Genomic DNA, 14347 nt, shown 5'->3' with positions numbered 1-14347 from the left:
TACATTAATAATTATTTATTAATGTAATACTTATACATAAATTTATGACACCTTTTAAACGTTTTTATAACTTGCTTACATTGGATAAGCGAGATGTATATCAAATTATATTTTATGCCGCATTCGCCGGTTTAGTAAATCTTTCTCTTCCTTTGGGAATTCAGGCTATTATCAATTTTATTCAAAGCGGGCAACTTAGTGTTTCCTGGATTGTTCTCGTAATTCTGGTAACAATTGGAGTTGGTTTTGGTGGTATTTTGACCATTTTGCAGCTTCGAATTGTAGAGAATTTGCAACAGCGAATTTTTGTGCGTTCATCGTTTGAATTCGCATACAGAATGCCTTTGATTAAATATAAGGAAATGTATTCTGAATATGCGCCAGAAAAAGCAAACCGATTTTTCGACACATTAATGGTTCAAAAAGGAACTGCAAAATTGCTTCTGGATTTTTGTACAGCCTTTTTGCAAGTCGGACTCGGAATCATATTATTGGTTTTGTACCATTCCTTTTTTATGGTAATCGGACTTTTGTTTATTGCCATTTTATATATCATTTTTAAATTTTCTTATAAAGATGGTCTTGAAACAAGTCTTAACGAATCAAAATTCAAATATAAAGTAGCAGCATGGCTTCAGGAAATCGCAAGAAACCGTGAAAGCTTTCGAAGAAAAGGAGGTTTTGAATATGCGCTGAAACGCAATGATGGCTATGTAACGAAATATGTCGATAATCGTGAAAAGCACTTTCAGGTAATGAAAAAACAATACATTCAGCTTACTATTTTTAAAGTTATTGTTACGGCTGCCTTATTGTCGATTGGTGGTTTTCTGGTAATTCACCATCAAATGAACATTGGGCAGTTTGTAGCAGCTGAAATTGTTATCGTATTGTTGATCAATTCGGTAGAAAAAATCATTTTCGGACTGGAATCTTTTTACGATGTATTGACATCTGTAGAAAAAATCGGCCAGGTAACGGATATGGAAATTTCGTGTATTCCGGAAAAATCGACTGTGAATGAAGCTGGAATTACAATCGAAACCGAAAGTGTTGCTTATAATTATCCCGATCACAACAAAAAATCACTTAAAAATATTAACCTGAAAATAAATCAGGGTGAAAAAATAATATTGCGAGGAACGAATGGTGCCGGAAAAAGTACTTTACTTAGACTGCTTGCTGGTTTGCTTGAGCCAGAAAGCGGTGACATGTATGTGACAGACACTTTTATGAACCGACTTGATGAAGACAGTTACCGAGCACAAGCAGGTACGTATTTACAGGGTGATACGCTTTTTGCCGGTACAATCAGAGAGAATATTCTTTTTGGAAATGAAGAACTAAATAATGAGGATTTGAAATGGGCTTTGGACAGTGTTGGCTTAACGCCGGACATCAAAACTTTTCCTAACGGTCTAGAACACCAAGTTCATCCGGGCGGACATGAACTCTCAGCTTCAGATATTCAGAAAATATTGCTTGCGCGAAGTATCGTTCATAAACCAAATATTTTATTCCTTGAAGATCCTGTTGATAAAATGGACGAACTGACATCGGGAAAAATTGTTGATTTTTTACTTTCTCAAAAAAATGACTGGACGGTAATCGTAACTTCTAAAAATGATATTTGGAAGAATAAATGCGACCGAATGATAACCATTGACGACGGAAAAATCATTAACGACATAAAGCTATAATCATGCTCAATATATCAAAAGACAACAATATACTTATAACTCCGGGAAAGTACACCTCTATAACAAGTGTTGCCCGAAGACCTCATTATAAAATTTTAAACAGAGTCATCATCGGATTTTTAGTGTTTTCCGTTGGCTGTCTGTTTCTTCCATGGACACAGAATATTTCAGGAAGCGGTTCGGTTACGACTTTAAAACCAGATCAGCGACCACAAACGGTTCACAACGCCATTGCCGGAAGAATCGAAAAGTGGTATGTGCAGGAAGGTGATTATGTGAAAAAAGGTGATACGATTGTTTTCATTTCGGAAGTAAAAGAAGATTATCTGGATCCAAACCTTGTAGGCAATACAAAACAGCAGGTCGATGCTAAAAAAATGGCTGTAGAATCTTATGGCGACAAAGTAAATTCTCTTGAAGTTCAGGCAAAATCACTTAGTACAGAAAGAGAACTGAAATTACAGCAGGCGCAAAATAAAATAAAGCAGTCACAGCTTAAAATAAAAAGCGACAGTATGGATTTGGAAGCTGTAAAAACACAGTTGAGAATTGCCAAAACACAATTTGATCGTTCAACTGCTTTAAATAAAGAAGGTTTAAAACCGCTGACAGATGTAGAACAAAAAAGATTGAAACTTCAGGAATCTGAGGCTTATATCATCACACAGCAAAACAAGCTTTTAAGCAGTAAAAACGAGCTTATAAACGCAAGAGTTGAAATTAACCGAATTACAGCCGAATATGCCGAGAAAATTTCGAAATCAAGAAGTGATAAATTCACAGCTCTAAGCACACAATATGACACAGAAGCTCAGGTAAATAAACTTGAAAATCAATATGTAAATTACAGTCTGAGAAACGGTTTGTATTACATAACAGCACCTCAAAGTGGTTATGTAAACCGTGCTTTATTGGCTGGTTTGGGAGAAACAATTAAAGAAGGAACTCCAATTGTAAGTATCATGCCATCAAGTTATGATATAGCGGTTGAAACTTATGTAGATCCAATCGATCTTCCGTTAGTGCATCGTGGTGCAAAAGTAAGAGTTTGGTTTGATGGATGGCCAAGAATTGTGTTTTCAGGATGGCCGGGATTATCTTATGGAACTTACGGCGGAAAAATTGTAGCAATTGAAAATTTTATTAGTGCCAACGGAAAATACAGAGTACTTATTTCGCCAGATGGCGAGGACAATAAATGGCCTAAAGAATTGAGTATTGGAGCAGGAGCACAAAGTATTGCTTTGCTGGAAACCGTTTCGGTTTGGTATGAAATATGGCGAAATCTGAATGGTTTTCCACCAAATTATTATAAGTCAGATGTAAAAGAGGCAAAATATGAAAAGGACAAAAAATAAATTGAAATACGTTGTACGACTATTTTCTCTTTTGTTTTTATTCGGTTTTTCTGTTTCATACGGTCAGGATTTTAATAAAGAGGAATTAAGTTACAGCGAATTTTTAGGATATGTAAAAAAGTATCATCCGCTGGTAAAACAAGCGAATCTTGAGATCAGCAATGCACAAGCTGCGCTGATGGTTGCGCGTGGCGGATTTGATCCTAAAATTGAAGTAGATTACAGCAAAAAACAATTTAAAGGAACTGAATATTATTCGCTATTAAACAGCAGTTTCAAAATCCCGACTTGGTACGGAATCGAAATAAAAGCAGGTTTTGACGATACTGATGGACAATATTATAATCCACAGAATAAAACTCCAGAAGCGGGTTTGACTTCTTTGGGAATAAATGTTGCTTTAGGGCAAGGAATGTTCATCAATCAAAGAATGGCTGACGTTCGAGAAGGAAAACTGCAATTAAAATTGAGCGATGCACAACGAAAATTAAAAGCAATTGAAGTGTTGTACAAAGCAAGCGAAGCGTATTTTGAATGGAGAAAAAGTTATAATGAAGCCGAACTTTATAATCTATATTTAGGCTTTGCAAGCAAACGTTTTGAAGGCGTAAAAAAGCTGATTGAATTAGGAGACGCTCCGGCAATTGACAGTGTTGAAGCTGGAATTACAGTAAGAAACAGACAACTGAATGTTGAAAATGGAAACCTGAAATTAGCCAAAGCCAAATTGTATCTGTCCAATTATTTATGGATTGAAAATGTTCCTGTAGAATTGGAAGATAATGTAAAACCAGAAGAAAATCTGATTCAGACATTGGAAACAACCTTAAAAACCGATGCTATGATGGTGGAGGTTGAAGGCTTAGACTCGCATCCAAAACTTCAGGCTTTGGAAACGAAGATGGACATGTTGGAAATCAACAGAAAATTGAAGGCAAATTCATTGCTTCCTAAATTAAATGTCGGTTATAATTATATTTCAGAGCCTTCGTATTGGAGCTCATTCAACGCTGATGATTACAAGTTTAATGTCGATTTCAGTATTCCGATTTTTTTGAGAAAAGAAAGAGGAAGCCTTAAACTGGCAAAATTCAAAATTCAGGACATACAATTTGATATCGAACAGCAAAGATTGGAGCTGAAAAATAAAATCAAAGCCCAGCAAACTGAAATATCATCTTTAAAAAGGCAAAAAAAGGTAATTGATAATCTGGTAAAGGATTATGTAACAATGCTAAATTCAGAGGAAAAACTGTTTTCATTTGGCGAAAGTTCCATTTTCTTGATTAATTCCAGAGAAAATAATTTGGTGAGCGCGAAACTGTCTCAAATCAGCATTGAAAATCAATTTTACATTTCAAATGCAGAATTATACAAAATACTGGCAAATCCAGATTAGAAAAGTTTATTTGTTCGCTTAGTTGTTGGTTATATTAGGAGAAAACAGCAGTAATTTTTGTTACTGCTGTTTTTGTTTTTAATAATTTTTAACCATTTGTAAATGGCACACAGATAACGCGGATTAAACAGATTTTATAAATAATCAGTGAAAATCCGTTTAATCCGCGTTATCTGTGTGCTTTATTAAGCTATTAGTTACTCACGTGAAGTCTGAAACCGACTACATTTTTTCTCTATGGAATATTATAGCGTAAAACATTGCCTTGAAACGGCGATTTATGCTGAATTTTGGTGGAAATACTTTAACTTTATACCCTTTACCACTTAATTAATGAGTACAGAAAATCCAATTCCAGAAAACGAATTTGAACGTTTAGCAGCTCTAAAACGTTATAATATATTAGACACACTTCCAGATCATGCTTTTGACGATGCTACAAAGCTTGTTTCCTATATCTGCGGCGTGCCAATTGCCCATATTTCTTTTATTGATGAAAGCAGACAATGGTTCAAATCAGAAATCGGAATAGGGGTTTCCGAAGTTCCCCGCGATATCAGTTTTTGCAAATACACGATTATGGAATCAAAAATGATCGAAATTAACGATACATTTTTGAACGACCGTTTTAAAGATGATCCTAATGTTACCGGAGGTTTTAAGGTAAGATTTTATGCTGGAGTTCCACTTACAACGCCGGACGGATTCAACATCGGAACTATTTGCGCCATAGATCATGTTACAAAAACATTAGATGAAAATCAGCGTAATGCGCTTTCGATTGTTGCAAAACACGTAATAAATCAGCTGGAAGTTCGAACTAAAAATATTGAGTTGGCCGCTCAGAAAAAAATTGCGGAACGTGCTGTTTTGGCAAAAGATAGTTTTTTGGCCAATATGAGTCATGAAATCCGTACGCCATTAAATGCCATTATCGGTTTTACAGATCTTTTGGCGCAAACAGAACTAGATGAAACGCAGCGTGATTATATTGAAAGTGTTCAAATTGCAGGAGAAAATCTGCTTTTGATTGTAAATGATATTTTGGATCTTTCTAAAATGGAATCAGGAAATTTAACGATTGATTCCGAGCCTTTTAATCTGAAAAAAACGCTTAAGCATGTTTATAATTTATTAAAAGTAAAAGCACATAAAGACGTAGAATTCAATCTTTTTTTAGATGCCGATATGCCCGATATGGTTATTGGCGATCAAGGAAGATTAAATCAGATTTTAGTAAATCTTATCGGAAATGCGCTAAAGTTTACGCATGACGGCGATGTAACGGTTTCTGTAAAAAAAGTGGAAGAAACAGAAGATCATTATTTGCTTCGATTTTCTGTAAAAGATACCGGAATTGGAATTCCAGAAGATAAACTTAATTCCATTTTTGAACGTTTTACACAAGCTGAAGAAAGTACAACACGCAGATTTGGCGGAACTGGACTCGGATTAAATATTGTAAAACAGTTAATTGAACTTCAAAAATCTGAAATTCAAGTAAAAAGCAAGGAAGGCCGAGGTTCAGAATTTTCTTTTGTTCTTTCGTATAAAAAAGCAGACGCGAAAGTAGATTCAGTTAAAACGATATCAAAAAATGATCTTGGAAATCTGAAAATTTTGCTTTGCGAAGACAATGTGCTAAATCAGAAATTAGCAAAAAGCGTTGTGCAAAATTTTGGTTTTGAATTGGATATCGCTGAAAACGGGGAAGAAGGCATTGAACTTTTATCGAAGAACAAATATGATTTAGTTTTGATGGATCTCCAAATGCCAATTAAAGATGGTTATCAGACAACGGAATACATCAGAAATGAAATGAAATCAGATATTCCGATTATTGCCATGACAGCGCATTCTCTTGTTGGAGAGCAGGAACGTTGTTACAAAGTCGGAATGAATGCATATGTACCAAAACCTTTTAAACAGTCTGTGCTTTTAAAAGCGATAAAAACGGTTATGAGCCAAGATGCTGATCATGGAAGAAGAAGAATTATTGATTTTTCTATTTTGGATGAAATGGCATGCGGAAGTCCAGATTTTAGAAAAGAAATGATTGATCTTTTTTTAGATAAAATTCCGAGTCAAACGGCTCAGCTTGAAGAAGCATTTAAAAATGAAGATCATGATACAGTAAAGAAACTGGCGCATAATATGAAATCCAGTTTAGATATTTTCATGCTTACTGATTTGACGAATTGTTTATCGATTATTGAAGAAGAAGCCATAAATAATCAATTTACTTCTGAAAGTGCTGATAAAATAAATATTTTGCATTGCGGAATCGAAGAGACCGTTAAAATCCTGAAGGAGCTTTGATAAAAAAGAAATAAGCCTTAGCTTTACATATACGCCTAACATAAATGGCATTTTTGCCTCAAAAATATCATAGCAATGAGAATCATTTTAGCCGAAGATAATGATATCCTACGCAAATCATTATCATTTTTCTTAGAATCCAAAGGATTTGCTGTTGACCAGTTTTCTGATGGAAAAGATGCGCTTGAAGCCATCGAAAAAAACAATTACGACTTGATTTTGACCGACATAAATATGCCTGGTATCAGCGGAATGGAAATTACGCAATATGTCAGGGAAACTATTAATTCAGATGTTCCTATAATTATACTTACTTCTTCAGGTGTTGAACAGACAGAACTGGATTCTTTTGATATTGGTGCAAATGAATTTATTGCAAAACCAATCAGTCCTGCTGTACTTTTAGTTCGAATTAATAAGTTGCTAAAAATCAAAGCTTAATGAAATTTCTATATTATTCAATAGTTTTGTTGTTTGTTTCGTCCATTTCTTTTGGACAGGAAATAAATATTGATGCCGTTTTGGCTCAGGTAAAACAAGAAACAGAAAAAGGAAATTTTGATAAAGCATTATCATTAATTGAACCTTTGCGTGCAAAATTCCCTGAAAACGAAGATATTCAGGTGTATACAGGACGAATTTACAGCTGGAAAAAAGACTATCCATCATCCATAAAAATATTAGCACCATTAACAGACAGAGCAAATCCAAATCCTGATGCTTTACAGGCAATTATCAATACTTATTTTTGGTCGGAACAATATGAAAAATGTATTTCATATTGCGATAAATATTTAGCAATTGATCCAAAATCGGTGGACGTAATTAAAACAAAAGCATCTTGTCTTGAAAAACTGAATCGCGATCAGGAAGCGTTGGAAGTTATTGAAAAAGCATCAATTGCAGATAATAGCACTCAGCCGTTTAGAAGCATTCGAACACTTATTGGCAAAAAAGCTAAAAATGCAATTGCAGCGTCTTATCTTAACATTTCTACGTCAGAGCCAGGGCAATCGCCTTTGCATTATGGGTATGTTGAATATTCACATAAATTCAGCAAATCGGCAATTGTAGGTCGCGCAAATATTGGAAATACAGGAAATGATACACAAATGCTTTTTGAAACTGATTTCTACCAAACATTTTCAAACAAAAGCTATTTATATGCCAACGCCGGACTTTCAACAGGAGAAACACTATTTCCCGTTGGAAAGGCTGGTTTAGAATATTATTTTGCTCCGGTTAAAAAATTTGATTTTGCATTTGGAGCACGATTTATGCATTTTGAAAGCGATGATATTACGTTACTTACAGGACAAGTTGCATACAATACAGGAAGTTATACATTGGCATATAGGCCGTATTACGATACAGGAAATTCATTGTTTTCTCATGTTTTAAGTTTACAGAAAACCAATGAAGAAAAAGAAAGAATCATAAGATTGGAACTTCAATATGGAACTGTTCCGTACTTATATCTTTATAACGGTTTCACACAGCCATTAGAAGCTTTTAGAGTTGGAATACAGTATCAGCATCGTTTAGGCGATTCGTTTTTCGTGCGTCCAATTTTTCTTTATGAGCGCGAGGAATATACTCCAGGAGAATACAGAAACAGGTTTAATCTGCAGTTAATCGTTACTAAACGTTTTTAATATGGAAAAAGTTTGGGAACTATATGAAAAAGGGGATTGGGTGGTGCCATTTTTGATTTTTTCAATATACTTGTTTATTGGAGCCTCTTTTTTGTTGTATGTAGTCATTATTTGGAGCCGAAATAAAAATATAAACAGAGAAAAACGCAGAATTGAATACAGTCAGTTAATTGAAAAGTTAATGTCGGCTGTTGTTTTTGAAGATGTTACTTTTTCGGTTATTAATGAAGATAAAAATTCGGCAGCGCTTTTTAAAAAAGCCTTTTTCAGAGAAGTTGTAATGGAGACGATTATAAATCTTCATAAAAATTACGATGGAGTTTTTGCTCAAAAGCTGGAACAATTTTATCAAGATTCGGGTTTGATAAAAGATTCGTTCAAAAAACTTCGAAATTTTAGATGGGAAGTAAAATGCAAAGGAATTACAGAATTGGCGGAATTTAATATAAACGAAGCATTTGAAACAATCATAACATTTTCAAAAGCCCGAAAAAAGACGTTGAAAATCACATCAATTAATGCTTGTATAAAACTTGCAGGAACAAAAGGTATAGTGCACCTTGCTGAACATCCTGATCCTATTGATGACTGGACACAATTAAACATTATTGGCGCTTTTAAAAAGCATGATATTGGAGATACAAAAGGAGTAGAGCTTTTATTAGAATCCAAAAATACAACGGTTATCACCCTCGGATTAAAACTTATAAAAGAGCTGAAACTTACGCAGAAACTTCCTTATGTATCGCAATTGATAGATCACGCGCCAAATACATTAATTCAATATGAAGCGCAAAACGTGTTTCAGACATTAACAGTTTAATTACAAGTCAATGAGTTTTTTAAATAACGAATTAATATGGTTTTTGGATGTATACATAGTGCTTATCTTGGGCTATGCTATATTGATCATGTCTTCGTATCTAATATTAGCTTATCTCTCTACAAAAGAACTTCGAAGTTATCTTAAAAAAAATAGTTTTGTTGATTATGAGGTGCTTCTTACAAGTGAATTTGCGCCTAAGCTTTCGTTAATTGCGCCGGCTTATAATGAAGGTTTTACAATTGAAGAAAATGTAAAATCATTACTTTCTTTAAATTACAATAATTATCAGGTTATTGTAGTAAATGACGGAAGTAAAGACAATTCGATGGAAATTCTGATCAAGAAGTATGATCTTGTTTTGACCGATTTTGATTTTCACGAACAAATTGAAACCAAAAAACTAAAAGGAATTTATACTTCCAGAAATGCCGCTTTCAAAAAACTGATTGTAGCCGACAAAGAAAACGGTGGTAAAGCCGATGCCTTAAACGTTGGACTAAATATTGCACAAAATCCGTATGTGGTTTGTATCGATGTCGATTGCATTTTGGATAAAGATTCACTTTTAAAACTTGCCAAACCTTTCTTAGAATCGCACGGAAAACGCATTATTGCAACGGGAGGTGTAGTCAGAATTGCGAATCAATGTGTGATTAAAAATGGCCGTTTGGTCGAAGTAAATATTCCAGACAGCATGATTCCGAGAATTCAGGTTTTAGAATATCTGCGCGCTTTTCTTTTAGGAAGAATGGCTTGGGGAAGACTGGACGGATTATTGCTGATTTCCGGTGCATTTGGAGCATTTGATAAAGAAATTGCTTTATTGTCAGGAGGTTATAGCACAAAAACTGTCGGCGAAGACATGGAATTGGTCGTTAGAATGCGCCGTTATATGCTCGAAAACAAATTGCCTTATTCGGTAAGTTATATTCCTGATCCGCTTTGCTGGACAGAAGCTCCTGAGGAATTTAAGATATTCAAAAAACAGCGCAGCCGTTGGATGAGAGGAACAATTGAAACGCTAAGTTTCCATAAAAAAATGTTCATGAATCCAAAATATAAATTGTTGGGAATGCTGAGTGTTCCTTATTGGACATTGTTTGAGTTTCTGGCTCCAGGAATTGAATTTATTGGTCTTTTAATAACGGTTATATTTATACTTTTCGGTTTGCTGAATTGGCATTTTTTCCTTTTGCTATTGCTTTTTGTGTACACTTTTGCCGTTTTCTTTTCTGTTTTGGCATTGTTTAGCGAAGAACGTACTTTTCATAAATACCCAAAACATGCCGATTTTTTTAAATTGCTTTTGGCAGCGTTTATTGAACCGCTATATTTTCATCCAATGGCAGTTTACGCAGCTTTAGTGGGCTACAAAGAAAAAATCAAGGGAACGCACGGCTGGGGCGAAATGACCAGAAAAGGATTTACTAAAAAAGAATAGTTATTTTTGTATTATCCGATTTCTGAAAAAGGAGTTCCGCTATGAAAATTGAATTAAAGAAAACCGATTTTATTGGAAAAGAAATAAACGAACCGTATTATTATATTCTGATATTTGACGGAAATGCTTCTTTTTCAGTTGATTTAACGGATTATGAATGCAGCGGAAAAAGTCTTGTCTTTTTATCTCCATATCAATTGTTTAAATGGAATAATTCTTCAGCGCCTTTTATAAATCAAGTGAGTTTTCATGGCGATTTTTATTGTATTGAATATCACAAAAAAGAAGTGGCCTGCAACGGAATTTTGTTCAATGATATTTATAGAGAACCTTTCGTAAGCATTTCTGATTTTATTTACGAGGAAATTATCAGCATCATTGAAAGAATGAAAAAGGTGGAAGATTCGAAACTTGATTATGATGATTCGATATTAAAATCCTATTTGCAGGTTGTTTTAGCATTGAGCAGTAAAGAAAAACAGTTGAAAATGCCTTCTGAAATTCAGGAATCGATTGGTAATGCTACTATTTTACAGTTTCAGCATTTGCTTGATGAACATTTTCGAGAAGCCAAAGAAGTAGCTTTTTACGCTTCGAAATACAAATTAACTGTGAATACATTCAGTAAAAGAATTAAAAAACATTTCGGAAAATCACCTTCGCAACTTATTCAGGATCGCATTGTTTTAGAAGCCAAAAAACTGTTGCATTTAACGGTCAAGCCGATTCGAGAAATTGCCGTTGATCTTAATTTTGAAGATGAATTTTATTTCAGCCGATATTTTAAAAAGAATGTCGGAATTTCCCCGAAGGATTTCCGAAAAGAAGTCGGTATTTCTATTGTGGCAAAATAGTCCATGTAAACTCCTTTAAATCCATTTTTATCCAGACACTTGTAATCTAATTTTGGTGTGTATTTAAAACATAATCAAAATGGAAAAATTTATAAGATTTATTGCTGGCAGACAAAACAATTTTGTTCACTTTTTAAGAATTGCTATTTTCATTGTAATGGCTTGGATTGGAGGTTTAAAAGCCTTTAAATATGAAGCCGATGGAATTGTTCCGTTGGTTGCAAATAGTCCGTTTATGGGTTTCTTTTATAAAGACGCCAATAAAATGGTTGCCAATGATGAAGGCAAACAAGTTAAAGCGTACACCTTGCATAAAAATTTAGAAGGCAAAACAGTAGAAAAAAACATAAAATGGCAGGAAGAAAATGGCACTTATATTTTTTCGTACGGATTGGGAACTGTAATTGTTTCGATTGGTTTATTGGTCCTTTTAGGAATTTGGTTTCCAAAAATTGGACTTTGGGGCGGACTCTTAACTTTCGGAATGTCTTTTGTCACTTTATCATTTTTAATTACAACGCCTGAAGCTTATGTGCCAAATTTAGGAGGTGATTTCCCGACTCCGGAGTTTGGTTTTCCATATCTTTCTGTCGGAGGACGATTAGTCTTAAAAGATATAATTATGATGAGCGGCGGTTTGATTATAGCTTCTGACAGTGCAAAGAGAATTCTTGGCAAAGCAAAAAAGTTTATTCAGTAAAAAATAATAAAAAATCCCTGTGCATTAAATACACAGGGATTTTTTTATTTTTCGAAAAAATTAAGGCATATACAAAACTGTTCCGCCATTTGCAGAAAGTTCCAAATTAAAGGAAGCATTATCCAATTTCTTTGTACTGAATTTTGATTCCTGACCTTCGCCATCGCTTATAATAGAAACATTTTTACCTTTTAGCATTGGTAAATTTACTGTGATATTTTTTGGTGCGTTTTCACCATTAATGGCAGCGATATACCATTTTGTGTTTTTTCTGCGGGCAATTACGCAATATTTTCTAGGATAACCATCTATATAAACTGTTTCATCCCAAACGGTTGGAACATTTTTCAGATAATCAAATAAGTAAGAAGGTTTTTCTTTTAAGTTTTCAGGCGTTAATCCCCAATGTTGCACCGCCGAAAAGAAAACAACTGCGGTTGCCATTTCAAAAGCATCTGTAGTTTTGCGAATTGTTCCTTTATTAAGTTCGCGATGCAGGCGTTTGTTCAGAAAAACAGGGCCAAAATCCATTGAAGCCACCGCGTTTCTTGTAAAAGGATAAATAGTAGCCGTTGAAGGATATCGATCACTAAATCCTTGTTGGAAAACCAAATTTTCAGAAGCAAGAACAGCCTCGCTCGTCATATAATTTGGATACATTCTTTCCCAACCGCGAGGAAGGGTAGCACCATGGAAGTTGATGTTCAGACCAAATTCTGCTGCATCGACGAGTATATCGTGATACAATTTCATTGTTGCTTGTTTGTCTCCGCCAAAGAAATCAATTTTCAATCCTTTCACGCCAATTTCTTGTAGCCATTTCATTTCTGAACGTCGGGCTTCTGAAGTATTCATTTTGTTTTTTGGAGTTTGCGGAGCGGTATTCCAATTTCCATTCGAATTGTACCAAAGCAAAACGCCAACATTTTTGGATTTGGCATAATTAACCAATTCCGCCATTTTTTCTTTACCAATATTGACATCCCAAAGCGCATCGATTAAAATGAATTCGCATTTCATATCAGCGGCAAGATCTATAAAAGTTTTTTGGTCATTGTAATTACAGCTTTCATCTTGCCAGACAATCCAACTCCAGCTTGCACGGCCGGAATCGAATATTTTTGATGTTTTTACAAGCGGTTTTACAACATCTGTAGCTGCGGTTGATTCCACAATTGGTTTCAGCGTTTTTCCTATTGTTATTGTTTTCCATGAAGTCTGCATTGGAAGTAGGGCAGTAGCGGTAACAGGCCCGTCATGATTGTTTTCTCCTTCTTGCGGAAAAGTAACCGTATAAATTCCCTCCGAACTTGCATCGCTTAATCGTGTTCCAACGTAGTTTCCACTGATTCCGGTTTCAGAAATCAAAAGCCAGCCTTTATTTCCTAAATGAAAAAGCGCCGGAAAAGTAAAACCTAGTCCGTATTGTGATTTTGTTCCAATTGGCTCTTCTCTCGTATATTCTTCTTCATAAGATGGTTTTGTTTTTTCCCATCCACTTAACGGCGGCGCTTGAGGCGTGATAAAAGTGGTTGTTTTTGAAGGAAGTTTAAAACCAGTAATTTCTTTTTCAATAGTACAATTTCCAGTGTTTTTTTTGCTTTTCGGAATCAAATAAGAGAAAGCAACATCTGTATTTGAAACTCTGAAAATGATGTTTATTATATCATTAGCAGCATTTGTAAACGAGCAATTTATTTCATTTGCTTTATAATTTACCTGACTTACTTTAGAGCGATTCAGTTGATACGATTCCTGAATTTTATTTGTTTTACTTCCAATTAATTTGAGCCCTTTGGTAAAATCCCCAGCGGAACTTATTAATCCTAATGGAGATTTGGCAAGAAATTCTTCGCCTTGGAAAAATACTTGGTAATAAGCAAGGCCATTATCGACAGAAATTTCAAGTTTTAAATTTTTATCGGGACTAAATGTAGAAAGTTGTTGCGCTCGAAGCGAATTTGAAATAATGAATAGGAGAAAACTAAGAAAGAAATATCTCATTTTTTGTAGTATTTTGGTCGGTTAGTAAAGTTTGATGTTCAAAAAATAGTAATAAGTGTAAAAATAACACTATTTTTGAAAAGAAAAATTT

At 34.5% G+C, this 14347-nt stretch carries 11 protein-coding genes; 10 read left to right on the top strand and 1 reads right to left on the bottom strand.

Annotated features, from left to right (window positions below; genetic code table 11):
- Window positions 1-44: 44 nt before the first annotated feature.
- From ACNFIH_RS02710 to ACNFIH_RS02665, 10 genes are all read left to right on the top strand, one after another.
- Window positions 45-1700, top strand: coding sequence for a peptidase domain-containing ABC transporter (locus ACNFIH_RS02710; protein WP_426485378.1), 1656 nt, complete (start codon window positions 45-47; stop codon window positions 1698-1700).
- Window positions 1701-1702: 2 nt separating this feature from the next.
- Window positions 1703-3058, top strand: coding sequence for an HlyD family secretion protein (locus ACNFIH_RS02705; protein WP_426485377.1), 1356 nt, complete (start codon window positions 1703-1705; stop codon window positions 3056-3058).
- Window positions 3039-4457 carry a TolC family protein gene (locus ACNFIH_RS02700; protein ID WP_426485376.1) on the top strand — a complete coding sequence of 473 codons (1419 nt, stop codon included), beginning with the start codon at window positions 3039-3041 and terminating at the stop codon, window positions 4455-4457. Before ACNFIH_RS02705 ends, ACNFIH_RS02700 begins: the two co-directional genes overlap by 20 nt.
- A gap of 333 nt (window positions 4458-4790) precedes the next feature.
- A complete protein-coding gene (locus ACNFIH_RS02695) occupies window positions 4791-6776 on the top strand; it encodes an ATP-binding protein (RefSeq protein ID WP_426485375.1) in 1986 nt (661 codons plus the stop codon).
- Window positions 6777-6851: 75 nt separating this feature from the next.
- Window positions 6852-7217 carry a response regulator transcription factor gene (locus tag ACNFIH_RS02690; protein ID WP_035644357.1) on the top strand — a complete coding sequence of 122 codons (366 nt, stop codon included), beginning with the start codon at window positions 6852-6854 and terminating at the stop codon, window positions 7215-7217.
- Window positions 7217-8431, top strand: a complete 1215-nt coding sequence (locus tag ACNFIH_RS02685) for a YaiO family outer membrane beta-barrel protein (RefSeq protein ID WP_426485374.1) — start codon at window positions 7217-7219, stop codon at window positions 8429-8431. The genes ACNFIH_RS02690 and ACNFIH_RS02685 overlap by 1 nt, the downstream gene beginning before the upstream one ends.
- Before the next feature lies 1 nt (window position 8432).
- On the top strand, window positions 8433-9254 hold the full coding sequence (locus tag ACNFIH_RS02680; RefSeq protein WP_426485373.1) for a hypothetical protein: 822 nt from the start codon (window positions 8433-8435) through the stop codon (window positions 9252-9254).
- Between the two features lie 10 nt (window positions 9255-9264).
- Window positions 9265-10698, top strand: a complete 1434-nt coding sequence (locus ACNFIH_RS02675) for a glycosyltransferase family 2 protein (protein ID WP_426485372.1) — start codon at window positions 9265-9267, stop codon at window positions 10696-10698.
- A gap of 41 nt (window positions 10699-10739) precedes the next feature.
- Window positions 10740-11552 carry a helix-turn-helix domain-containing protein gene (locus tag ACNFIH_RS02670; protein ID WP_426485371.1) on the top strand — a complete coding sequence of 271 codons (813 nt, stop codon included), beginning with the start codon at window positions 10740-10742 and terminating at the stop codon, window positions 11550-11552.
- 79 nt (window positions 11553-11631) lie between these two features.
- Window positions 11632-12252: a DUF417 family protein gene (locus ACNFIH_RS02665; RefSeq protein ID WP_426485370.1), complete on the top strand. Its 621-nt coding sequence runs from the start codon at window positions 11632-11634 to the stop codon at window positions 12250-12252.
- Window positions 12253-12312: 60 nt separating this feature from the next.
- Here the strand turns inward: ACNFIH_RS02665 and ACNFIH_RS02660 are convergent, their stop codons facing one another.
- Window positions 12313-14256, bottom strand: coding sequence for a glycoside hydrolase family 97 catalytic domain-containing protein (locus ACNFIH_RS02660; protein ID WP_426485369.1), 1944 nt, complete (start codon window positions 14254-14256; stop codon window positions 12313-12315).
- Window positions 14257-14347: the final 91 nt, after the last annotated feature.

It is taken from the genome of Flavobacterium sp. 2, assembly GCF_049949195.1.
GTDB lineage: Bacteria > Bacteroidota > Bacteroidia > Flavobacteriales > Flavobacteriaceae > Flavobacterium.
The sequence above is the reverse complement of the archived record's forward strand: the minus strand, read 5'-3'. Positions and strand labels throughout refer to the sequence as shown.